Below are 23,420 nucleotides of genomic sequence, written 5' to 3' on the forward strand. Positions count from 1 at the left end.
ATCTCCCACCTACGCCGATACGGCGCCTTGCGCCAGCTTTATTGCGCCTGGGCATCCATCCAGCGGACATATTGCATCACACCCTCCTGGACGGGATGAAAACTGTCCTGATAACCGGCTGCGCGCAGGGCCGAGATGCTGGCCTGGGTAAAACTCTGATATTTGCCATGCAGGGCGACAGGCATGGGAATGTATTCGATGATTTTTTCCTGCTGCAGGGCCTGCAATTCGCGCGACCCGCTCGAAGGATTTCTGAGCGCATCGACCGCGTTGACTACCGCTACCGCCACTTCATTGAAACTCTGTGCCTGGCCGGTGCCCAGGTTGAATATACCCGACAGGTCCGGCCTCTCCAGAAAGTGGAAGTTGACCTTCACCACATCGTCAATGTAGACGAAATCCCGGCGCTGCTCGCCATCGGCGTAGCCATCGCTGCCCTGGAACAGGCGCACCCGCCCGTGCTCACGCATCTGGTTGAAAAAATGAAAGGCCACCGAGGCCATGCGGCCCTTGTGCTGCTCGCGGGGGCCGTAAACGTTGAAGTATCGAAAGCCCACAATGGGCGCAGTGGCCACTGGCAGCACACGGCGCACGAACTGATCGAACTGGAACTTGCTGTAGCCGTACACGTTCAGCGGCGCCTCGTGCTCACGCCGTTCCTCGAATATCCTTCCCGCGCCATAGACCGAGGCACTGGAGGCATACAGCAGCGGCACACGTTGCGCCTGACACCAGGCCAGCAGGGTCTTGGAGTACTCATAGTTGTTGTTCATCATGTAGCGGCCGTCCGGCTCCATGGTGTCGGAGCAGGCCCCTTCGTGAAACACCGCCGCAGCATTGGGCAGCTTTCCCTTCTCCAGCCATTGCAGGAAAAGGTCCTTGTCGACGTAGTCGCTGATTTCGCAGTCCATCAGGTTGCGGAATTTGTCCCCGCTGCTCAGATCATCCACCACCAGGATGTCGCGTTCACCGCGCGCGTTCAGACCCTTGACGATATTGGCCCCGATGAAACCGGCTCCGCCTGTGACTATGTACATGGAATATCCTTGCTATTGCTGAAGAAAAGCCAGAATTGCCCTCAATGCCTCGCGCTACAACCCGTTGCCGGGACTATGGCAAGACCGGAAATCACTCACTCCCGGCGTAGCAAACGATCCGTGATCCAACTGAAGCTGAAGCGGGGCCGGAAAGCGCGCATCAGGGCCTCGCGATCATACACGGTATTGACCCAAGTCATGAAATCGACCTCGGGATGGCGCGTTTGGTACTGGAGATAGGCATCAAAAAAGTGATCCAGAATGCCGGTATTGGCCTGCCGGATATGGCCAAAGGGCCAGAGCCGCAGTTGCCGCATTGCCAGCTCCAGTGGCACGCCCTCGTGCAGATGCAGATAGAGCACGCTCAGAAAGCCGGCCCGGTCCGCGCCGGACTTGCAATGAAACAGGACCGGATGATCCAGGCTCTGAAAAAACTGCTGAAGTCGGTTCAGGTCCTCGCGGGTCGGCAGGTCACGCGAGCCGAAACCGTGCAGGGACTCCATCCGCAGCCCCAGCCGATCACAGACATCGGCCTCCAGGCGCATGTGTGCCTCATGCCAGCCGCTACCGCGAATGCTGACCACGCTGCGTAGACCATGCCGGCGTGACCACTTCTGAATCTGCCGGGGTGAAGGCTGGGCGGAGCGAAAGGCATGCTGACCAAAGCGATGCAGATTGGCGTAGAAAAGGCTGCGAAAGATGCCGTGATCCACAAAGAAAACGCGCAGATGGGCACGCAGACGCTGCACAACGGATAGGGGTTTGAGTTCAGGTCTGATGGACATGTACCTAGTTTACGCGAACTTGCTTGAGCGCTGCCATGGCCGCTTCGGGCATAAGGCTCGCCTGACAGGCAACCAGACCCTCGGCAGTCCGGGGCTGATTGCAGTGGCGCTTGAGACAGGGCGCACAGGGGGTGGCCCCCGCCAGCACATGCTGGGAAAGGCCCATCACACCGGTGCGCACAGGATCAGTCGGGCCGTACAGAGATACACCAGGCACATCCAGGGCGGCGGCCAGATGCGCCAGGCCGGTATCCACGCCAACGAACCCTTCAGCGCGAACCAGCAACCAGGCCAGCCTGTGCAGATCCAGACTCGGGAGGACCATCACGCTACCAGGATTCACCTGCTGGATCCGTTGGGCGCGCGCCTGCTCGGCTGCATTGCCCCAGGGCAGGAGTAAGCGCAAACCTTCCTGGGCACAAAGCCGGGCCAGTTGCTGCCAGTACGGCTCTGGCCAGTGTTTGGTGTCCCAAGTCGTGCCATGCAGGCCCACAATGAAGGGCTCACCAACAAAGCCTGCCAGATCTTCCCGCTGCCCGGCGCGCAACTGCCTCCGGAAGGCACCCAGACCATAGTCCAGCGGCAAGTCATCCAGGGAGTAGTCAAATACCTGCGCCAGAAGCTGCCGGTTCCGCGTAATGGCATGCTCATGGCGCTCGACAGCAAAGCCGCGCTGGTAGAATCGGCTGGCCAGCGACTCGCGGGCACTGGAAGCATCGAGCCCGAACACCGGCACTCCGGCCAGACGCGCCAGCACCGCACTCTTGACCAGCCCTTGGGCATCGACAACATACGTGTAATCTTGGGCGCCGAGGGTTCTGCGCAGTTGCAAAAGCATGGAAGGGGCACCCCACCAGGTTTTCTTGAGTCGGCGCAAGCCGACAGGAATTACATGCCGCACCACCGGGTGCCAGGCAGGGATCTCGGCGAAAGCCGGTTCCACCAGCCAGTCCACCTGTTGCCCCGGCATCCGGCGGTGCAGATCGGTCAAGGCCGGCAGAAGGTGCAAGACATCGCCAAGCGAGGAGAGCTTAACGAGCAGCACGTTCATCAGTCTGTTGATTCTGCATTTCCAAGGCCTTGGCGTATTTCATGAAGGAACCCAAGGCCGAGGTAAGCGCGATGGCTGCACCTTCCGTACCATCCAGGAAACCCAATCGCGCCACATACCCTTTGAGAAAAGCTGCCGCAGCATGGGCCAGCGGTTCGTGGGCGCGCACTCGGCGGCCGCAGGCCAGCAGCCTGGCGGCATTCAGATCGGAATAGTGATCGAGTTTGGCCAGCATCGCTTTGTAGTTCTCAAAGGAATAATGGGCCAGCGGAGCGTTCAGATCTGCCACGCGGCCAGAAGTCTCCCAACGCTCGTGTACGAGATCAGGTGTGAAATGCCCTTGCCGCCTATTTACCAATCGAAGTACCCGATCGCGGCCCCAATCGCCGAATTGGATGTGCTTGTCATGAAGATAGTTGCGCCGGGGCAGCCGGAAACCCGCCGGCAAGGACTTATCTGCAAGTGCCTTCCGTATTGTGGACAAAGATTCTGGTAATAAAATTTCATCAGCATCCATCACCAGAACCCAATCATGACGTGCTTGTTCCACCGCGAACTGTTTCTGCAAGCCGAAGCCCGGCCACTCGCGCTGAAATACGCGTGCTCCCAAGTTCCTTGCAATCGACACTGTACCGTCGCAACTGCCAGAATCCACCACAACAATGTCCCGTGACAAAGAGAGTATGCTACGAAGGCCAGATCCAATTTGTTTCTCTTCATTAAAAGCAATCAGAACTATACTTATATTAGGAGCTTCAAATCCCGTCATAGAAGAACCAGGCCAAAATGAGGAGTAAAAATTTATCCAACATCAAAAATCCACCAATCAAAATAACACAAGCTGTGACAATATAATTAGGAGCCAAACAAAACTATGCAGAGTCTGAAGTAACCGCGACTGAGGCGGGGAGAGACATAACTAGCCCCAAGCCCAGAACAGAAGCAAAATCCCACATCGATGTAGCTGCGAGCACGCCAGCAACGGTGAAATGAAAGTAGTAACTCAGCTTAAACCAACCCAGTGAGCTACCCCTGGATTTCCAAGCATCTTTGAACAAAGACAAGTTAAAGATCAAAAAAACTAGTAGTCCGATCAGACCAAGAGCTGAAAAATAGGCCAGCAAATTGCTATGCGGGTTATCAAAAGGAACGCCACCAGTTTGTGGGATGGCACCGGCACGTTGCAGATTCTCCATTTCCTCCCCATAGTCTCCCGTGCCAACCCCAAATAAGGGATTATTCATCCCCATTACAAATGCACCATCCCACATCACGAACCTAAGTCCAATACTTGATACAGGATTTCCGCGCATGTACTCCTTAACATCATCGACACCAACCTTGAATCTCGACTCGACCTGAGGAGAAAGCCCGATTGCAATCATCGCAAGCAAACCAGTGGCTGCCGCATAAAGTCGCATTTTATTAGGGAATAATATCCACACGGAGAGTGGCAAAGCCAACAAGAACAAAACCTGCCCTATACGCCCGCCTGTCATAGCCAACTGGGCAAAGAAGATTACGGCTAAAGCTATCGAATGTTTTCTTTGCAGAAGATCTGGAGTTTTAATCTCAAACAAAAGCCATATCAGAATGAAGCTCAAATAAAGCCCAAGTGTACCATGATGAGGATATCCGATAGGCCCGAGTTCAGGATTCATGGGGCGCCAAGGAAACAAGTGAAGAATCTGCAACAGCCCGACCGCTGCGTTAAGAAGCCAGCCTAAGAGCAGAAACATTACAAACTTACGCAACAGCATCCTGTTCCAAGGCAACGTTATTCCCAGCAAAGCATACAAAAAGAAATGCAGCTTTGAAACCAGTTCAAAACCTCTAGGCAGATCCTCAGTCCAAAACAGACCAGCGAGATTAACAACAATGAGGAAAAGTACTGGGATTGCCCATTCGCACCCAAATATAGCACCCCTTCTTCTCCAGAACCCAGACCACAGATAAGCTGCAAAGAAAATCCCACCAAATATACTGGAAGCCGCCGTTGAAATAGGGATAGATGCAGCGGTCAGAAAAAGAGCGTAAAACGGCGCTTCAATACGAAGCTCTTCAATCTTCATAGCAGGACAACCCGCGGACAGCCAAACAGGAATCAGATTTCTTAGTGTTGCTCAGCAGAAAGTCGTTGTTTCCGGATCTCTCCGGGTGCCAGATATGAAAGCACATCGCAGAAAAAGGCGGGTGTTGCGATTGTATCCCAGCCTTGAGCAGGCGAATAGAAAAGTCACCATCCTCTCCTCCGTAACTGGTGAAGCTTTCTTCAAATCCATTGACCCTGAATACATCGCTATACCAGACAGCCATGTTGCAACCATAAACTGAGCCAATGCGATTCTGGCTAGCAAGGGCTAAACCTGGAATATGTATGAACCTGCGAGGTCTATTTATGTACCCTTTCTTCCACAAAGCCAACCAGTGTCCAGCCCCTTTACGGACATCATCCCAGCCAACGCCCGCACGTTTACCTTTCTTGGTGATGAGAATACGTTTCGCGGCTGTCCAGTAACCTCTACGCGCAAGAATGGCGTGGTCCTGAATATACGTAGGAGATGGGATACAATCTCCATCCATGAATATCAAGTAGTCACCACTCGACTTTCTAATCCCCACGTTTCTAATGGCAGCCAGCCGGAATCCGCGATCCTCATGCCAAACATGATGCAGTGGGAATGGCATAGCGAAGTTTTTAATCAGTTCAGCTGTTTCTGGTCCAGAACCATCATCTGCTACAATCACTTCAAAAGGCTTTAATGTTTGATCACGCAACCCGCAGAGAACCTGCTCCAGTGCCTCTGGCCAATTGTAAGTACTCACAATAACTGATATCTTCAGTTTCGATGTTTGGTCACAACCCCCAAAGCGGGTAAGCAGCTTATACATCATTGGAAGATCTTACTCCTTGGCGAGCCTCGACTCGGTCACTCCTCCTGATTTCATTGAGCATAACCTTTTTTTCCTCCAGGTTGTGCCGCGGATGCTCAGGATGCCACAGATGAATCACTTGACCTGCAAAGGGTAAATCTTGGCGAACGATATCAATCTTGCTTAGCCTGACGGCAAGATCAGAATCTTCCAATCCCCAACCCACATACGCTTCATCAAACCCTTTCACCTTCAGGACATCCTCATACCACATACCCATGTTGCAGCCACGAACTCCGCGCTCGCTTTTTTTTACATGAGCCGGAAATTCGGGTATGTGGAGCAATCTATGAGGGTGATTAAAAAATCCTCTCGCTCCTAATAGCAAAAGATGAAATTTGCTATCAATTGTTTCTGCGTTTATTTTCTCCACCCCTTTCGGCGTGGTTAGAATCCGTTTCCCTTGAGACCACCGGCCTTTGCGAGCATAACGAGCATGATCTTCTACAAAATGGTGTAGTGGCAGACAATCTCCATCCAAAAAGATCAGATACTCAGCTTGAGCAACCTCAATCGCTCGATTACGAATTGCAGCCAACCGGAAACCTTCATCAGGATGCCACACATGCTTCAAAAGAAAGGGAGCCGGAAACTGTTCCACCAGATTGCGCGTAGCTGGGCCAGAACCATCATCCGCAATGATTACTTCATCTGGTAGGCGAGACTGCATAGATAACGCTTTAAGCACTTCGTCCAGCGCTTCCGGGCGGTTATATGTTGAAATAACCACTGCTATGGATAGAAGTTTGTTACTGCTCATCAGATATCCTTGGAGGGACTATCAGATCCCGCACTTTGTCCGGTCTGGATCTATATTCACCACCCGTCTGACCACATAGCTGCGCTTGCCCTGTGACTCATAATAGACGCGCGAGAGCATCTCGCCCATGAGCCCGGTACTGAGCCACTGAAAGCCTGCGATGACAAACAGCACACCACCGATCAGCATGGGTCGCCCACCAATATCGGCACCGGTAAAGAGCTTGAGCATGAAGAGATAGCTGAGCATCAGCGTACCAAGCAGGAGAAACAGCAGGCCGATGGCACCGAAGAAGTGCATGGGACGCTGATTGAAGCGCATGAAGAATTTTACGAACAGCAGATCCACCACCACCCGCAGGGTGCGCGAGATGCCGTATTTGCTCTGGCCGGCCACGCGCGGATGGTGGCGCACTGGCACTTCGATGATGCGGTTGGTATAGGTCTGGGTCGCCAGCCAGGCCGGAATGAAGCGGTGCATCTCGCCATACAGGCGGATGGGCTTGAGGACATTGGCGCGATAGGCCTTCAGGGTGCAGCCGTAATCATGCAGGCGCACGCCGGTCATGCTGCCGATGAGCCAGTTGGCGATGCGCGAGGGGATCTTGCGCAGCACCAGGCCGTCCTGACGATTCTTGCGCCAGCCGGCGACCACGTCCATGTCGCGCTCATGCAGGAGCTTCACCAGCATGGGGATGTCGACGGGATCGTTCTGCAGGTCTCCGTCCAGCGTGACGATGATCTCGCCTTCGGCGGCGTCGATGCCGGCCTGCATGGCGGCCGTCTGGCCGAAATTGCGCTGCAGGTGGATGACCTTGTAGCGGGAGCCCAGGCGCTGGGCGCCAGCATCCAGAGCCTCGGCAGTGCCATCGAGGCTGCCGTCGTCCACCAGAATGGCCTCGAATTCCAGGCCTTGAAGCGCGTTTTCCAGGGCCGAGAAGAGGGCTTCGACGTTCTCCACTTCGTTGTAAAGTGGAATGACCAGAGAGAGAGCAAGTGTATTCATCAGGGTGCTTCGCTGAAGGTTTCGCGCGTAGCTTAGCAGATCACTCTGGCCTTGTCCGCTACGAATCAGGTGCACACAGGATCAGTTGCCGAGTATAATGAGCCAGGGTCACGATCAGGAGCCTATTGAAGCATGTCTATCCTCATACCCGGATCTCCTGGCGAACTGCTGGACAAGATCAGCATTCTCGAAATCAAGCTGGAACGCATTCCGGACCAGAGCAAACAAGCCAATGTCGCTAAGGAGCTGGACGCCCTGCGAGTTGTCCGGGCAGCGCAGATTCCAGATACACCCGAGACCCTCGAACTCTCAGAGGCCCTGAAGGCTGTCAACATGGCCCTCTGGGATATCGAGGATGCCATCCGCGATCACGAGCACCAACAGTGTTTTGACGAGGCATTCATACAGCTGGCGCGTAGCGTGTATATCACCAATGATCGCCGGGCCCGGCTCAAGCGCCAGATCAATGATCTTCTTCGCGCCGAGATCATCGAGGAGAAGAGCTATCATGCCTATTGATGCCAAGGCGCCAGACAAGATCCTCGTAGTGCGCATAGGTGCGGCCGGGGACATGGTGATGATCACCCCTGCCCTGCGCGCCATTCTGGACCACTTCCCCGACAGCGAAGTGGCCTTGCTGACCTCGGCCGATGGTAAACGGATGCTGACCGGCTTCGATGCGCGTGTCCGCACCTTTCATCTTTGTAATCGCAAGGACCCGCTTTATTTCTGGCACAAACACCGGACACTCCGCGAGGTGAGATCCGGCAACTATGGTGCGGTGTTCTGCTTTGAGAATAACCCGAAAATCCAGAACTTCTTCAAGGATTACTCCTGCCCGAAATACATGCTGCGCAAGGCCCGCGGTCACTCATCACAGCAATTGCTCGATGCGGTCATGGAAGCGCTTGGGGGACGGGTTACCCTGAATCGGGACAATTATCCCCTGCACTTGCCCGTCAGTACCCAGGCGAAGGCCGAGATGACTGAATATCTGCGGACGCAAGGAATTGATGACGATACCTTTTTGATTGGTCTGCACCCCACGTTCAGCGGTATCGACAATCCCTGGCAACGCCTCAAGCGTGGGCGCCACCATATCTGGCCGGCAGAGTACTTTGGCCGTCTGGGAAAGATGCTGGCCATGCATGGCCATGTGCAAGGCCGACCGGTCCAAGTGGTCGCAAATCTCCTGCCCTCAGAACAAAAGATCGGTCAGGCCGTGCGAGAAGCCAGCAATGGAGCCTTGCGACTGCTGATACCACCACCCAATATCGAGCGGTACAAAGCCTATCTACAACGCTGTGATCTGTTGGTGGTGCCGAATACTGGCCCCATGCACATGGCCGCGGCGGTGGGAACGCCTGTAGTCGCTCTGTATTCCAGCCAGTCCGTTGAGGACAACGCTCCATTTACAGCCTTTGAGAAGTTTTCTGTGCTTCGGGCCGAGGATACGAGCCAGCCGCATCTAGGCCTTGCCGCCATCAAGCCCGAAGCGGTTTTCGAAACCTGTCTGTTACAGATCCAGAAATCCGCCAAAAACAATCCGCGCTGAGCGGCCATTCGGGCCATCTCGGAGTTTTTTTGCTCACCAAGGCTTGCCGACGGGCGTGACGTGTCCATTCAGGGCCTGTGCCACGACCTCGGGCTGCAAATCCTCCATGCAACGATGATGCCGGCGTGGACACTCGCGCTTGCCGCAGGGGCTGCATTTGATGCCGGTGGAGAGCACCTGTGCCTGTGCGCCCAGCGGCGGGGTCATGGCCGGACTGCTGGAGCCGAACAGCCCCACCACCCGGCTGCCGACCGCGCCGGCCACGTGCATGAGCCCCGAGTCATTGCTGACCGTGACCTGCGCCAGCCCCAGCAGATCCAGCGCTTCGAGCAGGGTGGTCTTGCCACCGAGATCCACCACCTCGGGCACGGCCTCGGCAATGGCCTGGGTGATTTCCGCATCCTTGGGACTGCCGAATACCCAGACCGCCCAGCCCGCAGCGATTTCGCGCCGGGCGAGTTCGATGAAGTGGCGCAGGGGCCAGCGCTTGGCGGGCCCAAACTCGGCGCCGGGCGCCAGGGCCAGCAGCGGCCGGGTAGGCGTCGCAAGCCCCAGCCGCAGCAGGGTGCCGCGCTGGGCGATCGGGTCGAGCAGCAGTTGTGGCATGGGGAGATCACTAGGCACGGGCATGCGCGGGGGCAAGCCCAGCGCGGCAAAGCGGTCGATGGTGCGCGGCAGGCGTTTGGTGTCGAGCTTGCGCCGGTCGTTGAGCACCTTCAAACGCCACTCGCCGAAATAGCCGGTGCGACAGGGAATGTCGGCCCAGTAAGGCAGCAGGGCGGACTTGAAGCTGCTGGGAAGCACAATGGCCCAGTCATGCCCGACCTTGCGGATTTCCTGGGCGAAGCGGTGACGCAGCTTCAGGTCCAGACGCCCGTGGGCGCTTTCCAGGGTGTAGGCCGTGCGGATCTCGGCCATGCGCTCGCCCAGTGGCGCGGTCCAGGGTGGGGCCACCAGATCGATGGCGGCGCCCGGATAGCGGCGGTGGAGCAGGCGAAACAAGACATGGGCCATGACCATGTCGCCGACCCAGGCAGGTGCTACGACGAGAATCTGCCGGGGGTCGCGATAGTTGATCCGCAGCGGGGAGGCAACCGAATAATCCATACCATCACAATTTAAAAGGGAAAAGCCCCCGACCTGTCAGGGCCGGGGGCCATGTCATGCGGCTCACATCAGAACTCTAGTAGTGCGCGCCGGCCTTCACTGGCCCGCCCTTGAGAATATAGAGGGTTCCGCAATAAGGGCAACGGTACTCGCCGGTTTCCTCGATGGGCAGAAAAACCCGGGGATGCGCGTTCCACTGGCTCATGCTCGGCAGCGGGCAGCGCAGCGGCAGTTCGGATGCGTCAATCTCGTAGTAACGCTTGTCGCAGCAGGTGATGTTCTCGGCCACGATGATTCCTCGCTTACTTGCTGGCGCCGGACCTGGGCGCATCATTGACATAGCTCAGCCATTCGGGATGCTGCTCGCGCCGGCCGCTGACCTGATCGAAATACAGGGACTGCAGCTTTTCGGTGATGGGTCCGCGACTGCCGGCGCCGACCACCCGGCCATCGAGCTCGCGAATCGGCGTGACCTCGGCGGCGGTGCCGGTGAAGAAGGCCTCGTCGGCGATATAGAACTCGTCGCGGGTGAGCTGCTTTTCCACGACCGGGATGTTCAGCTCGCCGGCCAGGCGGATCACCGTGTCGCGGGTGATGCCTTCCAGCGCGGAGGTCAGGGTCGGGGTGTAGAGCACGCCATCGCGCACCATGAAGACATTCTCGCCGGAACCCTCGGCCACGTAACCCTCTCGATCCAGCAGCAGGGCCTCGTCATAGCCGATGGCGGAGGCCTCGCGCTGGGCCAGCATGGAGTTGAGATAATTGCCGGTGGCCTTGGCCTTGACCATATGGATGTTGACATGATGGCGGCTGTAGGAGCTGGTCTTGACGCGAATGCCCTGCTCCAGCGCTTCCTTGCCCAGATAGGCGCCCCAGGACCAGGCGGCGATCAGCACGTGGGATTTGAGGCCCTTGGCGGACAGCCCCATGCCTTCGGCGCCATAGAACACCAGCGGGCGGATGTAGGCGGAAGAGAGATCATTGGCGCAGATGACTTCCATGGTCGCCGCGTCGATCTGCTCGGGCGAATAAGGCATGTCCATCTGCAGGATCTTGGCGCTGTTGAAAAGCCGCTTGGTGTGTTCCCGCAGACGGAAGATGGCCGGGCCGCGCGCGGTTTCATAGGCGCGTTCGCCCTCGAAGACACCCATGCCATAGTGCAGGCTGTGGGTCAGCCCGTGAATGGTGACTTCGCGCCAGGGGCGTAGCTCGCCGTCAAACCAGATAAAACCGTCACGATCAGCCATGGACATGGCAAGCTCTCCTAATCAATCAATGCATATGAACAAAACACGGGGCCCAGCTAGTGTGCAGGCTCCAGGCAAGCATGCCAGACTTGCCGGACCTCATCGCCCAGGCTGCCGAGCCGGCGCCAAAGCGGCCCGCAGCCCGATGGCAGCAGGGCCTCGATCACCACTGCCTCGCTCTCATCAAAGGCACCGGGGCGCTCCTGCAACTGCAGGCGCAGCTCCAGGAAGCGATAGAAGCGCCAGGCGCCGGCAAGCGCGTCGGCATCCGCCTCGGACCAGAGCCCAAGACCCGCGAGGACCGGAAAGGCGCTCAGGGTATCACGCCCTTCCAGCAGATCCCGCGAGACGCTACCGTAAAGCAGGCGGCCATACTGCACCAGAAATTCGAGATCCAGCAGGCCACCCGGGCTGTGCTTCAGATCGAACTTATCCGCTGCGGGTGCAAACTCCGCCAGCAGACGCTTGCGCATGTCACGCACATCTTGCCGCAGGCGCGCGGGCTCGCGCGGCCTCTTCAGCACGTCCCGACGCAGGGCATCGAAGGCCGCCATCAAGTCCGGATCACCCGCAATCGCGCGCGCGCGGGTAAGGGCCTGATGCTCCCAGGTCCAGGCTTCCTGATGCTGGTATCGGTCCAGATGAGCAAGGGAGGTGACCAGCGGGCCGGAACGGCCACTGGGGCGCAAGCGCATGTCTATGCTATAGAGCGTCCCGGCGGGCGTCAATGTGCTCAGGTAATAAATGATGCGCTGCCCGAGCCGGGCGAAAAAGACTTCGTTGGGTACGCTGCGCGTGCCGTCACTCATGCCATCGGCATCGCTGTCGTGCAGGAACAGCAGATCGAGATCGGAGCGATAGCTCATTTCCGCGGAACCGAGCTTGCCAAAGCCGACGATGCAGAAACGCGCCGGCCCGCCGGCTGCTTGCAGGGGCAGGCCATGACGGGTAACCAGATCCGTCCAGGCAAGCGACAGCACCGCCTCGACCAGAACCTCGGCAAGCTGGCTCAGGCCCTGGAGGATTTGTTCCACCGGCAGGCGGCCCACCAGATCCGCGCGCGCGATGCGAAACAGCTCGGCCCGCTTGAAATGACGCAGCCGGTCCATGCGGCCCTCGGCATCGAGCTCGCCCGCGAGCTGTTCGCCGAGATTCCCGCGCAGGCTGGCGATATCCGGCAAGAGCTGCTGCTCGCCAGCATCCAGCACTTCATCCAGCAGGCTCGGATAGCGGCCGATCTCGCTGGCGATCCAGGGGCTCTGCAGCAGCAGGCGTCCAAGGCGCGACAAGGCCAGCGGGTTTTCCACCAGCAGGGCCAGATAGGCACTGCGCCCGGCCATCGCCTCGATCAGGCGCAGAAAGCGCGGCAGCAGGATGTCGGGTTGCGCGCTGCGGCCCGCGTAGCCCAGCACCAGCGGCATCAGAAGGTCCAGCCGGGCCCGCGCCTCGGCGGTCAGGCGCCGCTGGATACCGGGGCTGCGGGCGAAATCCCGCAAACCGGGCCAGACAGCGTCCACATCGACGAAACCAAGCGCCTGCAGGCAGGCAGTCGCCCGGTCATCGGCATCCGGAGTGCCGCTGGCAATGTCCCAGAGCCTGCGCGCCGGGTCGTCCGGCTGGGCCGGGGTCATCTGGGGTGCGGCAAATGTCAGGTCGAAATGCTGGGCGACGAGCTGGCGATGATGCTGCAGAACAGGTTCGAGATCCGCCCAGGTGGCATGATTCATGGCGCAGGCCAGACGTTCGCGGTCCAGGGCATCGCGGGGAAGCACATGCGTCTGGCGGTCGTCGAACATCTGCAGGCGGTGCTCGACGTCGCGCAGAAAACGATAGGCGGCGTGCAGCTCGTCGGCTTCGCGCGCCGGGATCAGGCCCTTTTCCACCAGCACCTGCAGCATCGCCAGGGTGCTGCGGCCACGCAGGGCCGGAATCTGACCGCCGCGAATCAGTTGAAAGGCCTGGACGATGAACTCGATTTCGCGAATGCCGCCAGGGCCGAGTTTGATATTGTCCTGCATCTCCTTGCGCCGGATCTCGGCATCGATCATCGTCTTGATCTCGCGCAGCGAGGCGAAGGCGGTGAAGTCGAGATAGCGGCGATAGATGAAAGGCTGCAGGGTACTCAGGAGCTGTTCGCCAAAGCCGATGTCACCCGCCACCGGGCGGGCCTTGATCAGGGCGTAACGCTCCCACTCACGGCCATGCAACTGATAATACTGCTCCAGGCCCTCGGCGGACATGGCCAGCGGCCCGGATTCGCCGAAGGGGCGCAGACGCATGTCCACCCGGAACACGAATCCCGCCTCGGTGCGCTCATTGAGGGCCTGGATCAGTTGTCTGCCCAGACGCGCGAAGAACTCGCCATTGTCCAGCGCACGATCACCATCGGTCTCGCCGGGGGCGCCGTAGGCAAGAATCAGGTCGATATCCGAGGACAGGTTCAGCTCGCGCCCGCCGAGCTTGCCCATGCCAAGCACCACGAAGGGGACCAGATGCCCGTCGGCATCGCGCGGCTGGCCATGGCGGGCCTGGAGCTGTGGCATGAGCCAGTCCAGGGCAACCTGCAGGCAGGTTTCGGCAAGCCGGCTGAGATCGGCGACGGTCTGCTCGAAGGCGTCCGGCAGGCTGATCTCGCGCCAGATGATGTGCGTCATCCAGCGCTGGCGGAAGGCACGTAGAACGGACTGCAGGCTGGCGAAATCCGTTACCTGGGTGAGATCCGGCAACACCGCCGGGGCTTGCTGCTCCAGCAGAGCGGGCAGCCAGTCGGGATGGCCGCGCAGCTGCTCGCGCAGGAACCTGCTGGCGCAGAGCGCATGCGCCCAGTGCCGCCAGTGTTTTTCACTGGCCTGGAGCACCTTTTCCCGGTTTTGGGAGTCCAATTGTTCCAGGCTCTGGTACATGGACTGGCCGACCGCTGCGGCATCGACTGCCAGGCTGGCGCAGGCCGCGGCTATCCGGCGCTGCATATCCTGCGGGGAGACTGTCATTTTTACTCCTGGCGCGGGTTTCCTGATTCCCCCACCCGCGCTTTAAGGCTATATTTAGGTACCAGTTCCTACGGCCACCGGCTTCTTCCAACTTGCAACTTCTTTCCCACATTCCAAGGCTTCAACGGTGCCTGCGGCTACTTTTGCTCTGGAGCGGCGTCAGCGTCCTGTTGGCAATTCTGCTGCTGGTGCTTGCCGTCCGTCTGGCACTGCCGGAGGTGGACCGCTTTCGTCCGGACATCGAGGCCCGCCTGTCGGAAATATTGGCACAGCCGGTGCGGATCGGCCAGATAGAAGCCGACTGGCATGTCGGGCCCTGGCTGCGCCTGCGCGGTGTACGGGTCGGGGAAGCCACCGATCCACAAATCTATCTGCCTCGCGCGGACCTGGAGTTACACCCGTTGCCGCTGCTCTGGGGCCGCTTCGCGGTGCGTCATCTCTATCTCGACCGTCCTTATCTCGCCCTGGAGCGTCTGGCTGACGGGCGCCTCAAGATCGGCGGCAAGGTGCTCGGGGGCAAGGGCGATGATCTCTCCGTGACCCTCGACCACGCCGACATGGATATCCGCGGCGGCACCCTGGACTGGCGCGACGCGCACCATCCGGGCATCGGTCGGCTGCGACTGCAGCAGGTGCGCCTGGCGGTGAAAAGCGCCTACCGCCAGCATATCAATGTGAACATGCGCCTGCCCCAGGCGCTGGGCCGGGACATCCGGATCGAGCTCGCCGCCAAGGACATCTTCTCCGACCCGCTGAAATCCTGGGGGGAAGGCAAGGTCGCCATCCGGGCGCTACACACCGATCTGCTGGCGGCCTATTTCAACGAGGCCCTGCCATTTTCCATTGGCGGCACGGCAAGCGGCACGCTCGCCTTCGCCTGGGGCAAGGGCTGGGTCACCCGCATCCAGGGCCCCATCCGGGTCAGCCAGCCGCGGCTGTACTGGCCGGCGTATTATGACCAGCCCCTTGAAGCCCGCGCTCTGGCGCTGGATCTGGACTGGCGCGCCCGCTCGGGCGAGGGCCAGCTCGATCTGCAGCAGGTCCGTGTGGAGCGCACTGCTGAGAAATGGCGGCCCTTCAACCTGAGCCTGCGCAACAATCTCGATGATCAGCCCACCAGGCTGGACCTGCAGGTCGATCACATGGCGGTGGCACCCACACTCAAGCTCCTGCCCATCAAGCTGTTGCCGCCAGCCTGGCAGCGCTATCTGCATGAAGCCCACCCAGCCGGTGAGGTCAGCGATTTTCGCCTGCTCTGGCACGCAGAGACTCCCCGCCAGCCGGAGCGCTTTACCGTCAGCACGCGCTTTGCCGGGCTGCGCACCCATCCGGTGGCAAAGAACCCGGGTTTTCGCAACCTGACTGGCGAACTGAAGCTGGATAATAACAGCGGTGAACTCAATCTCGACAGCCGCGGATTGGTGCTCGACTGGCCCTATGCCTTTCATCAGCCCATCCCCATCCAGAAGTTTCGCACCCAGGCAAACTGGCACTTTGATGGCCAGCAGCTCACGATGGATCTGCCGCATTTCAGCCTCGTCGGCGACTTTCGGGCACAGGGTCACGCGCGCATCGTCCAGACGCCCGGACAGCGCCCCTATGTGGATCTCACGGCCCAGGCCGAGGGTGGCAACGCGCACGCCGCCTCGCGCTATTATCCCTACCGCATCATGAGCCCGAAGCTTCAGAACTGGCTCGACGGTGCATTGCAGGATGGGCGGCTCGGACACACCGAACTGCGCCTGCGCGGGCCCTTGTCCAAATTTCCCTTCGCCAAGTCCCGCGATGGCATCTTCCGCGTGAAAAGCCAGTTCCGCGACGTCACCCTGCGCTATCTCCCAGGCTGGCCGGTCGCGCAACAACTGCGTGGCGACCTGATCTTCGACCGACAGAAGATGACGATCCAGACCAGACAGGGGCGCATCCTGGATGCCCAGCTGGCCCATCTGAGCGCAAGCATTCCGAACCTTGATCATCACCCTGTCCTGCACCTGGATACCCGGATCAACACCTCCTTCAACACCGGGCTGCGATTCCTGCGCGCCTCCCCCATCCTCGGCAACAGCAGTCTCGGCCGTGAGGACATCAGCGCCACCGGCATGAGTCCTCTGGACCTCAAGCTGAAAGTGGCACTCGGGCGTGACAGCAAGACCCAGGTGGATGGCAAGCTCGATCTACAGGCGGTGAACCTGCGCTGGGATGACTGGCAGGTCGACAAGGTGAGTGGCCCGGTGAACTTCTCGCGCGACCACATCCAGGCGGCAAATCTCAGCGGGGAGTGGCTGGGCGGGCCGGTGAACTTCGATCTGCGCGCCAGCCCTCTGCAACACGAGCCCAAAATCGAGATCGATGCCCGTGGCGAGGCCAGCGCGCAGGCCCTGCAGGCCCAGCTCAAGCAGGACTGGCTGCGCTTTGCTTCCGGCGCCTTTCCCTATACCTTCCGGTTCGATCTGCAGCAGGAGCAGGGACATTACAGCCTCGACAGTCCGCTCACCGGGCTGGCCCTGGCATTGCCCTACCCACTGCACAAGGCAGCCGCGCAGCGACGCGACCTGCATGCCGAGGGCGACTTCACGATCAAGCGGTCACTGCGCATCGCCGCCAAACTCGGTCAGCAGCAGGCCACGCAGCTCTTGCTGGATTACCAACCACAGGGCTGGCAGCCTGTCCGGGGCGCCTGGCAGCTCGGCAGTGCCCAGCCCCCGGCCCTGCCCTCGCAGGGATTCCGTCTGCAGGGCCAGGGAGACAGACTGCCCCTGAGCGAATGGATCAGCGCGCTGGGTGCTACGGGTCCGGCAAGTGCCAGGACAGAGGCCGGCAAGGATATCAGCACGCCGCAACCCCGGATCGCCATCGATGCCTGCTGGGATCAGGTGCAGTTTCTCGATCGCAACTGGCCGAAGGTGCAGGTGAATGGCCTTTACAATGCTGAAGATGAGCGCCTGAACCTGCAGCTACAGAGTCCGCAGTTTGCCGGTTCGCTGCAGTACACGCAGGGAGGGACTCAGGCTGACGCACTGGATCTGAAGCTGACCCGCCTGTATGTGCCACCTGCCGTGCCCGGCGGGATGGCAGCCCAGCCGACTACAGACGTCCTGCAGCTGCCCGCCAAGGACAGCATGCCCTTGCAGGTCCAGGCCGAGATAGCGGATCTGCGCTGGGAAAACTATCAGATCGATCGGCTCGGCCTGTGGGCCGAACGTCGCCCGGGATCGTGGCAAGTCCCCAGGCTGGAGCTCGTGCAGGGGGCCGCCCGCTTCATGGGTGAAGCTGCCTGGTCCGGCGCCGGCGCTGGCAGTACCCAGATCTCGGGCGAATTTCAGAGTGATGACCTGGTCGGCACCCTGCGCAAGTTCGCTTTGAACACGGGCCTGAGCTCGGGTTCCGGGCAGTTCACAGGCACCCTGCGCTGGCCCGGCTCGCCGCTGGCCCTCGATGCCGGGCAGCTCAGCGGCGATCTTCACATGCTGCTGCGCGAAGGGCGCTTCAGCGGTGTCAGCCCCGTCGTGAAACTCCTGAGCCTGGTCAATATCACCAGCATGTTCCAGCGTATCTTCACCATGGACTTTCGCGATCTGTTGGGCAAGGGTTTATTCTTTGAAGAGATCAAGGGTGAATTCCATATGAACCAGGGACTGGCCCAGGCACGCCGGATCGAGCTCCACAGCAGCGCCATGCACGTCAGGGCCCAGGGTGAAATCAATCTGCGTGACCAACTGCTGGATCTCGACCTGCAGGTCGAGCCACTGCAGACCGTGGATTTGCTGGTAGGCCGCTTCCCGGTGCTTGGCCGGGCACTGTTCGGCCAGGAGGGTGCCGTCGTCAGGCTGCACTATGAGGCCACCGGTCCCTGGAATGACCCCCGCATATCACTTGTCTCACCCACAAGGAGCACCAGTCAGCCATGACCCGAATAGCCGCCATTCAGATGGTATCCAGCCATGATCTTCAAGCCAATCTCGCCCGCGCCAGCCAGCTCTTGCAGGAAGCCTCTGCCAGTGGCGCGACTCTGGCGGTGTTGCCGGAAAACTTTGCTTTCATGGGGCATAAGGAGACCGACAAGCTGGAAATTGCCGAGACACCCGGCAGGGGACTGATTCAGGACTGGCTGGCGCAGCAGGCACGCGAGTTCGGACTATGGATCATCGGCGGCAGCATCCCCTTGCTCGATCACGGCCTCAAGCTGCCCTTTGCCGCCTGCGTCGTGGTTGATGACAGTGGCCACGAGCAGGCCCGCTATCACAAGATGCATCTGTTTGACGTGGACCTGCCCGGGGGCGAGTCCTACCGGGAATCCAATACCCTCGCGCCCGGCCTGAATCCGGTCGTGGTGGATACACCAGTCGGACGCATTGGCCTGAGCATCTGTTATGACCTGCGCTTCCCCGAACTCTACCGGGACTATGCCGCGACAGGCGCCGAGATCCTGAGCATCCCGAGCGCCTTCACCCAGACCACCGGACTGGCGCACTGGGACGTGCTGGTCAGGGCCCGGGCGATCGAGAACCTCGCCTATGTCATCGCGCCCAACCAGGGTGGCCAGCACAGCAATGGGCGCATGACCTTTGGCGCCAGTCAGGTGGTGGACCCCTGGGGCAAGGTGCTGGGGCGCCTGCAAAATGGCACCGGCGTGGTGCTGGCGGATATCGATCTCGACCAGTTGCGCCAGCATCGCCAGTCCCTGCCCTGCCTGTCGCACCGGCGGCTGTAAATACCGGACGGAGCTGGGACGCCACGCCGCTGACCGGGGATCATTCCGGCAAGACAGGCACCCGGCGAACAAAGTTGAACAGCTCTCCGGCGGGCAGGGGCCGACTCAGGAAATATCCCTGCATCCCGTCACAGTGTTTGTTTCGCAGAAAATCGAGCTGGGCCGCCGTTTCCACGCCCTCAGCCACCACCTTGATATTGAGGGTATGAGCCATGGCGATGATGGCGGTAATGATGGCGGCGTCCTCGCCACTGGCGGGCAAACCCTGCACGAAGGACTTGTCCACCTTCAGGCTGTCCAGTGGCAGCCGCTGCAGATAGCTCAGGCTGGAATAGCCGGTGCCAAAATCATCCACCGCAAGGCTGATATGCATACCCTTGAGCACCCTCAGGGCCTTGATGGTCTTTTCCGGATCATGCATGACCAATCCCTCGGTCAGCTCCAGCTCGAGCAGTTCGGGTGCCAGGCCGGTGTCCACCAGCACCCGCTCCAGCATGGGAATGAGATTGCCCTCCTGACATTGCCGCTGGGACAGGTTGACGGCCATGCGCAGAGGCAGGCCCGCCAGTTGCCAGCGCCGGGCCTGGGCACAGGCCTTGCGCAACACCCATTCCCCCACCTGATTGATCAGGCCACTCTCTTCCAGTAGCGGTATGAAGGACAAGGGGGGGATCATGCCACGTTCCGGGTGCTGCCAGCGCAGCAGGGCTTCCACGCTCGATATCTTGCCGCTGGCAAGGTCCAGTTGCGGCTGATAATGCAGGATGAATTCCTCGCGCTCCAGCGCCAGACGCAGCTCCCGCTGCAGCACCAGGCGCTCGATGCCATTGGACTCCATCGCCGGACTGTACTGCTGCATGCCGTCCCGGCCGCGCTGCTTGGCCTGATACATGGCGACATCGGCGCGCCGCATCAGGGTCTGGGCATCCTCGCCGTCGTCCGGGTAGCGACTCACCCCGAAGCTGGCGGTCACCAGGAAGGACCTGCTCTCGATCTCGATCGGCTGCTCAAAAAGCCGCCGCATGCGGCCAATCAGCGCGGTCAGGGCGGATGCGTCCAGATTCTCCTCGGCCAGCAGCAGGAACTCATCCCCGCCGAGGCGCGCCACGGTATCACCTTCGCGCACGCTTCTCTGCAGACGCTGGCTGATCTCGCGCAGCACCTGATCGCCAGCGGCATGCCCAAGAGAGTCATTGACCAGCTTGAAGTGATCCAGATCCACGAACACCAGGGTGAGTCCACCGTGCTGACGTTGCGCCCGCTTCAGGGCATGCTCCAGACGGTCCTGACAGAGCACGCGATTGGGCAAGCCGGTCAGCGCATCGTAATAGGCCATGCGGGTGATGGTTTCCTCGGCCTGGCGCCGCTCGATGGCAATGCCCGCCAGATGCGTGGCGCGTCGCAGCAAGTCCAGCACCTCCACACCCGGAGTTCCCGACTGCGGGGAATAGACGGCGAAGATGCCGAGCAGTTCATGCCGGGCATTCAGAATGGGTACCGACCAGCAGGCCCGCAGACCATGGGAAAGCGCCAGTTCACGGTAGCCCTCCCACAGCGGGCTCGTGGCAATGTCGCTGACCAGCACGTTTTCACGCCGGAAGGCCGCCGTGCCGCAGGACCCCGAAGCCGGACCGATCGCCAGGCCGTCCGCCGCCTGGTTGTAGGCGGCCGGCAGGCTGGGAGCGGCCCCCATTCTCAGGCGCAGGCCTTCCCTGTCCCGCAGCATGATGGAAATCCTGCTTTGCGGCGGCATCTGTACTTCCAGGGATAGGGCGATATCCGCGAGCACGGCTGGCAGAGGCACGTCGCCGGCAATCTTCTCCAGACAGCGGCGTTCGGCTTTCAGCAAGGTTTCCTGACGCTTGCGCTGGTCGATGTTTTCGGAAATGACGATGAAGTAATGCGATTCCGCGACCGGATCCCATAGCCGACCGACATGGTTCCAGACCCAGAAATAGCTGCCATTCTGGTGCAGCAGACGCTTTTCGGCGGCAAAACTCTGCAGTTCACCGCTCACCATCTTCGGAAAGACCTCCAGGCTTCTCGGAAGATCCTCTGGATGGATGACCTCGGAATAGCTCAGACGCAACAGGCTGGCGCGATCACGCCCCAGCATCGCGCAGAAACTGTCACTGACCAGCAGGTACTGCCCGGTCAGCGACACATGGGAGATCCCAAGCCCGGCCTGGTCCAGCGCGGCCTGGTAGCGCCCCTCGCTGGCCGCCAGGACGGACTGGATCAGCTTCTTGATACAATCCGGGCTGTTTTCGAGCAGGGCCCGGGCCAGATAAGGGCTCTCCAGCAAGCTGGACTGTGCAAACTTGGGTTCCATGGGGGAGAATTTCACGAACTTTCCTCGATGACATTGCGGGAGGATAACAGAAGAAGCATGCCTGAACGCAAGCCCTGAGCGGCTTTCGGGCCTGCGCAGATCGAGATTGCCGCAAACCTGCTCTTGCCACACCGGAAATACTTGCACTTCGATGTAAAAATATATTATTGTCTGTTTATCTTCTAACACGACAGGGAGACACAACATGCACAAACGCATTCTCGCCGCCACCACCGTCCTGGCGATCTCCGGGCTGGCCGTCATCAGCAGTGCGCAAGGCGCTGAAGACGACTGGATCATACGTGCCCGCGGGATTCATATCGCCCCCGATGCCTCATCTTCCGCACTCAATATCGATGTCAAAAGCGATACTGTTGCGGAAGTCGACATCACCCGCTTCTTGACGCCCAACATTGCCGCTGAACTGATACTGGCCACGGCCGCTCATGAGGTGACTGCCAATGGCGCAAGCCTGGGCAGCACCAAGATTCTGCCGCCCGTACTCACCTTGCAATATCATTTCCTGCCGGAAGCCCAGTTGCGCCCCTATGTCGGCGCGGGCGTCAACTACACCTGGTTCTATGATCAAAGCGGGCCTATGAAAGACCTGGATTTGGAGAACGGCTTTGGCTGGGCGGCGCAGGCGGGCGTGGATTACATGCTCACCCAACGCGCGTCCCTGAACCTGGATGTCAAATACGTCGGCCTGAGCACGGAAGTCAGCGCCGCCGGCAGCAAGCTCGCCGATCTCGACATCAATCCCTGGATCATCGGCGTCGGCCTGGGATACCGTTTCTAGAACCCGGCGACATGTCAGGTGGCCGGTGAGCCAGCATCACCGGTCGCCGCCTCATGAAACCAGTACTTGCCACACCGGATCAAGATCAAGCCGTGTCGGCAACGGTAAACAAGGCCGCGCGTGCGGCCTGACTGACCGCCACCACCGCTGGATGGCGCAGCCTGCGCTCGGCGGAAATGGCATAGAATCTTTCACGCACCCGCTCGCTGCGGCCGATCACCGCCAGTTCTCCAGTTCGCAGAAGATCGGCTTCGATCACGCTCGGCGCAATGAACACCCCCACCCCGGCCTGCCCAAACGCCGTCATCAGCGCACTATCCTCGAATTCTCCAACGATGCGCGGTCGAACACCCTGCTGGTCGAGCCACTGCATGAGCGCCCCACGTAGCGCCGTGTTGGTGGCCGGCAGCAACATCGGGGCGCCGCTCAGGGAACCAGGAAAACCGGCCTGGTACGGTTCAGCCAGGTCGCGGGCCGCGAAAAAACTCACGCCGCACTCACCCAGCAGGTGATTGAAGACCCGCACGTTCGCGCTGGGACTGATCGGGGTATCGGCCAGCAGCATGTCGAGCCGGTGCACCGCGATATCCGTCAACAGGGCATCGAGCTTGCCCTCGCGACAGACGATGCGCACCGGCTCGGACAGCTTCAGCGCCGGTTCCAGCAGGCGGTAGGCCACCAGCTTCGGTACCACGTCCACGATCCCCACCGCGAACTCCAGCGGCTGGCCACCCACCCGCCCCTGCAGCACATCCTCCATTTCCGCGCCCAGACGAAAGATGTCATCGGCATAGCTGAAGGCCAGCCGGCCGATGTCGGTCAGCACCAGCTTGCGCCCGGTGCGGGCGAAGAGCTTGCCGCCCAGGGCCTCCTCCAGCAGGCGCAACTGGCCGCTGATGGTCTGAGGCGTCAGATGCAGGACCTCGCTGGCGCGGACGATGCTGCCTTCCTTGGCAACCGTCCAGAAATAGTGGAGATGGTTGTAGTTCAGTCCGCGCATATAAGATCCTTCGGTTTATCCGATGATCAGCCCACCAAACAATCGAATTTTATTATAGACATGACAGCATTACACTGGGCGATGTAAAAAAAGGCGCCTTCGCGCCG

General features: G+C 60.0%; 19 protein-coding genes. 5 read left to right on the forward strand and 14 right to left on the reverse strand.

What is annotated here, in order from left to right:
- Nucleotides 1-38: 38 nt before the first annotated feature.
- From rfaD to WOB96_RS13690, 8 genes are all read right to left on the reverse strand, one after another.
- Nucleotides 39-1,037, reverse strand: coding sequence for an ADP-glyceromanno-heptose 6-epimerase (gene rfaD / locus WOB96_RS13655; protein ID WP_341371853.1), 999 nt, complete (start codon nt 1,035-1,037; stop codon nt 39-41).
- Between the two features lie 95 nt (nt 1,038-1,132).
- Nucleotides 1,133-1,822, reverse strand: coding sequence for a tyrosine-protein phosphatase (locus WOB96_RS13660; RefSeq protein ID WP_341371854.1), 690 nt, complete (start codon nt 1,820-1,822; stop codon nt 1,133-1,135).
- Nucleotides 1,823-1,826: 4 nt separating this feature from the next.
- Nucleotides 1,827-2,873 carry a lipopolysaccharide heptosyltransferase I gene (gene waaC / locus WOB96_RS13665; RefSeq protein WP_341371855.1) on the reverse strand — a complete coding sequence of 349 codons (1,047 nt, stop codon included), beginning with the start codon at nt 2,871-2,873 and terminating at the stop codon, nt 1,827-1,829.
- A complete protein-coding gene (locus WOB96_RS13670; protein WP_341371856.1) occupies nt 2,854-3,642 on the reverse strand; it encodes a glycosyltransferase family 2 protein in 789 nt (262 codons plus the stop codon). Before WOB96_RS13670 ends, waaC begins: the two co-directional genes overlap by 20 nt.
- A 103-nt stretch (nt 3,643-3,745) precedes the next feature.
- Nucleotides 3,746-4,945, reverse strand: a complete 1,200-nt coding sequence (locus WOB96_RS13675; RefSeq protein ID WP_341371857.1) for an O-antigen ligase family protein — start codon at nt 4,943-4,945, stop codon at nt 3,746-3,748.
- Nucleotides 4,935-5,768 (reverse strand): glycosyltransferase family 2 protein, encoded by an 834-nt coding sequence (locus WOB96_RS13680; protein WP_341371858.1) that lies wholly within the window; start codon nt 5,766-5,768, stop codon nt 4,935-4,937. Before WOB96_RS13680 ends, WOB96_RS13675 begins: the two co-directional genes overlap by 11 nt.
- Nucleotides 5,758-6,567 (reverse strand): glycosyltransferase family 2 protein, encoded by an 810-nt coding sequence (locus WOB96_RS13685; protein WP_341371859.1) that lies wholly within the window; start codon nt 6,565-6,567, stop codon nt 5,758-5,760. The genes WOB96_RS13680 and WOB96_RS13685 overlap by 11 nt, the downstream gene beginning before the upstream one ends.
- A 21-nt stretch (nt 6,568-6,588) precedes the next feature.
- The gene (locus WOB96_RS13690) at nt 6,589-7,572 is read right to left on the reverse strand and encodes a glycosyltransferase family 2 protein (protein ID WP_341371860.1); all 984 of its coding nucleotides are present in this window, start codon (nt 7,570-7,572) and stop codon (nt 6,589-6,591) included.
- 132 nt (nt 7,573-7,704) lie between these two features.
- On the opposite strand from WOB96_RS13690, the gene WOB96_RS13695 reads away from it, so the two are divergent.
- Together WOB96_RS13695 and WOB96_RS13700 are read left to right on the forward strand one after the other, a co-directional pair.
- Entirely contained in the window at nt 7,705-8,091 is a 387-nt protein-coding gene (locus WOB96_RS13695) for a DUF6165 family protein (RefSeq protein ID WP_341371861.1), read from the forward strand.
- Entirely contained in the window at nt 8,039-9,127 is a 1,089-nt protein-coding gene (locus tag WOB96_RS13700) for a glycosyltransferase family 9 protein (protein WP_341371862.1), read from the forward strand. Before WOB96_RS13695 ends, WOB96_RS13700 begins: the two co-directional genes overlap by 53 nt.
- A gap of 33 nt (nt 9,128-9,160) precedes the next feature.
- Here the strand turns inward: WOB96_RS13700 and waaF are convergent, their stop codons facing one another.
- The 4 genes from waaF to glnE all read right to left on the reverse strand — a co-directional run bounded on the left by waaF (nt 9,161) and on the right by glnE (nt 14,471).
- A complete protein-coding gene (waaF, locus tag WOB96_RS13705; protein ID WP_341371863.1) occupies nt 9,161-10,234 on the reverse strand; it encodes a lipopolysaccharide heptosyltransferase II in 1,074 nt (357 codons plus the stop codon).
- Nucleotides 10,235-10,310: 76 nt separating this feature from the next.
- A complete protein-coding gene (locus WOB96_RS13710; RefSeq protein WP_341371864.1) occupies nt 10,311-10,523 on the reverse strand; it encodes a zinc-finger domain-containing protein in 213 nt (70 codons plus the stop codon).
- 13 nt (nt 10,524-10,536) lie between these two features.
- Nucleotides 10,537-11,487, reverse strand: coding sequence for a branched-chain amino acid transaminase (locus WOB96_RS13715; protein WP_341371865.1), 951 nt, complete (start codon nt 11,485-11,487; stop codon nt 10,537-10,539).
- A gap of 50 nt (nt 11,488-11,537) precedes the next feature.
- Nucleotides 11,538-14,471 carry a bifunctional [glutamate--ammonia ligase]-adenylyl-L-tyrosine phosphorylase/[glutamate--ammonia-ligase] adenylyltransferase gene (gene glnE, locus WOB96_RS13720; protein WP_341371866.1) on the reverse strand — a complete coding sequence of 978 codons (2,934 nt, stop codon included), beginning with the start codon at nt 14,469-14,471 and terminating at the stop codon, nt 11,538-11,540.
- Between the two features lie 92 nt (nt 14,472-14,563).
- Here glnE and WOB96_RS13725 point away from each other — a divergent pair, with 92 nt between their 5' ends.
- Nucleotides 14,564-18,379 (forward strand): YhdP family protein, encoded by a 3,816-nt coding sequence (locus WOB96_RS13725; RefSeq protein WP_423229751.1) that lies wholly within the window; start codon nt 14,564-14,566, stop codon nt 18,377-18,379.
- Nucleotides 18,376-19,182: a carbon-nitrogen hydrolase family protein gene (locus tag WOB96_RS13730; RefSeq protein ID WP_341371868.1), complete on the forward strand. Its 807-nt coding sequence runs from the start codon at nt 18,376-18,378 to the stop codon at nt 19,180-19,182. Before WOB96_RS13725 ends, WOB96_RS13730 begins: the two co-directional genes overlap by 4 nt.
- Before the next feature lie 40 nt (nt 19,183-19,222).
- On the opposite strand, the gene WOB96_RS13735 is transcribed toward WOB96_RS13730, so the two are convergent.
- Nucleotides 19,223-21,529 carry a sensor domain-containing protein gene (locus tag WOB96_RS13735; protein WP_341371869.1) on the reverse strand — a complete coding sequence of 769 codons (2,307 nt, stop codon included), beginning with the start codon at nt 21,527-21,529 and terminating at the stop codon, nt 19,223-19,225.
- A 190-nt stretch (nt 21,530-21,719) separates the two neighbouring features.
- On the opposite strand from WOB96_RS13735, the gene WOB96_RS13740 reads away from it, so the two are divergent.
- On the forward strand, nt 21,720-22,313 hold the full coding sequence (locus WOB96_RS13740; protein ID WP_341371870.1) for an OmpW/AlkL family protein: 594 nt from the start codon (nt 21,720-21,722) through the stop codon (nt 22,311-22,313).
- Between the two features lie 85 nt (nt 22,314-22,398).
- On the opposite strand, the gene nhaR is transcribed toward WOB96_RS13740, so the two are convergent.
- A complete protein-coding gene (gene nhaR, locus WOB96_RS13745; protein WP_341371871.1) occupies nt 22,399-23,313 on the reverse strand; it encodes a transcriptional activator NhaR in 915 nt (304 codons plus the stop codon).
- Nucleotides 23,314-23,420 lie beyond the last annotated feature (107 nt).

Origin of the sequence: Thermithiobacillus plumbiphilus (genome assembly GCF_038070005.1) — a bacterium.
Lineage (GTDB): Bacteria > Pseudomonadota > Gammaproteobacteria > Acidithiobacillales > Thermithiobacillaceae > JBBPCO01.

Coding starts and splice junctions, on each gene's coding strand:
- rfaD (WP_341371853.1), bottom strand. CDS start 1,037: ATGTACATAGTCACAGGCGGAGCCGGTTTCATCGGGGCCAATATCGTC.
- WOB96_RS13685 (WP_341371859.1), bottom strand. CDS start 6,567: ATGAGCAGTAACAAACTTCTATCCATAGCAGTGGTTATTTCAACATAT.
- WOB96_RS13690 (WP_341371860.1), bottom strand. CDS start 7,572: ATGAATACACTTGCTCTCTCTCTGGTCATTCCACTTTACAACGAAGTG.
- waaF (WP_341371863.1), bottom strand. CDS start 10,234: ATGGATTATTCGGTTGCCTCCCCGCTGCGGATCAACTATCGCGACCCC.
- WOB96_RS13695 (WP_341371861.1), top strand. CDS start 7,705: ATGTCTATCCTCATACCCGGATCTCCTGGCGAACTGCTGGACAAGATC.
- WOB96_RS13730 (WP_341371868.1), top strand. CDS start 18,376: ATGACCCGAATAGCCGCCATTCAGATGGTATCCAGCCATGATCTTCAA.
- WOB96_RS13675 (WP_341371857.1), bottom strand. CDS start 4,945: ATGAAGATTGAAGAGCTTCGTATTGAAGCGCCGTTTTACGCTCTTTTT.
- WOB96_RS13715 (WP_341371865.1), bottom strand. CDS start 11,487: ATGTCCATGGCTGATCGTGACGGTTTTATCTGGTTTGACGGCGAGCTA.
- nhaR (WP_341371871.1), bottom strand. CDS start 23,313: ATGCGCGGACTGAACTACAACCATCTCCACTATTTCTGGACGGTTGCC.
- WOB96_RS13700 (WP_341371862.1), top strand. CDS start 8,039: ATGATCTTCTTCGCGCCGAGATCATCGAGGAGAAGAGCTATCATGCCT.
- WOB96_RS13670 (WP_341371856.1), bottom strand. CDS start 3,642: ATGACGGGATTTGAAGCTCCTAATATAAGTATAGTTCTGATTGCTTTT.
- waaC (WP_341371855.1), bottom strand. CDS start 2,873: ATGAACGTGCTGCTCGTTAAGCTCTCCTCGCTTGGCGATGTCTTGCAC.
- WOB96_RS13660 (WP_341371854.1), bottom strand. CDS start 1,822: ATGTCCATCAGACCTGAACTCAAACCCCTATCCGTTGTGCAGCGTCTG.
- WOB96_RS13740 (WP_341371870.1), top strand. CDS start 21,720: ATGCACAAACGCATTCTCGCCGCCACCACCGTCCTGGCGATCTCCGGG.
- glnE (WP_341371866.1), bottom strand. CDS start 14,471: ATGACAGTCTCCCCGCAGGATATGCAGCGCCGGATAGCCGCGGCCTGC.
- WOB96_RS13680 (WP_341371858.1), bottom strand. CDS start 5,768: ATGATGTATAAGCTGCTTACCCGCTTTGGGGGTTGTGACCAAACATCG.